General features: G+C 59.6%; 1 protein-coding gene. It reads left to right on the top strand.

Going from position 1 to position 835, the window contains the following annotated elements; all coding sequences use genetic code 11:
• Positions 1-65 precede the first annotated feature (65 nt).
• Positions 66-823, top strand: a protein-coding gene (locus E2L08_RS16835) for an IS5 family transposase (protein ID WP_133398231.1) whose coding sequence is annotated in 2 segments (ribosomal slippage) — positions 66-387 and positions 387-823 — 759 coding nt in all. Because the reading frame shifts where the segments join, the coding sequence is not laid out codon by codon here.
• Positions 824-835: the final 12 nt, after the last annotated feature.

An 835-nucleotide genomic window follows, 5' to 3' on the forward strand; every position in this document is an offset into this window, starting at 1 on the left:
TAGGCTCAGGACCCATTGATTTTAGCAGAAGTGCATGATTCACCGCGCGAAAACAGAGCGGTGATATGTCTGATCTCTTCTGGCTGAGCGATGCGCAGATGGCGCGTCTGGAGCCCTACTTCCCGAAGTCCCATGGCAAGCCGCGCGTCGATGATCGGCGCGTCCTGAGCGGGATTATCTTCATAAATCGCAATGGGTTGCGCTGGCGAGATGCGCCCAAGGAATATGGCCCCCACAAGACGCTCTACAACCGCTGGAAGCGTTGGAGCGACAATGGCATCTTCGCGGCGATGATGACGGGACTGGCTGCCGAGCACGGCGAGAAGAAGACCGTAATGATCGATGCCACCTACCTGAAGGCTCACCGAACTGCGTCCAGTCTGGGCGTCAAAAAGGGGGGCGTGGCCGCCTGATCGGACGCACCAAGGGTGGCATGAACACGAAATTGCACGCCATCTGCGACAGTCAGGGACGCCCTCTCAACCTGTTCATAACGGCAGGACAGGTCAGCGACTACATCGGTGCACGCGCGCTTTGCGACAGTCTGCCAGATGTCGACTGGCTCCTCGGGGACCGAGGATACGACGCCGACTGGTTCCGCGAAACGTTGAAAGACAAGGGGATACGCGCCTGCATCCCGGGCAGGAAGCAGCGCAAGACGTCGGTCAAGTATGACAAGCGCCGCTACAAACGCAGGAACCGGATCGAGATCATGTTCGGCAGGCTCAAGGACTGGCGCCGGGTGGCCACGCGATACGACCGGTGTCCGAAGGTCTTCCTCTCGGCCATCGCTCTCGCCGCCACGGTCATCTACTGGCTATGAGTCCTGACCCTA

Source organism: Palleronia sediminis (assembly GCF_004358695.1).
GTDB classification, from domain to species: domain Bacteria; phylum Pseudomonadota; class Alphaproteobacteria; order Rhodobacterales; family Rhodobacteraceae; genus Palleronia; species Palleronia sediminis.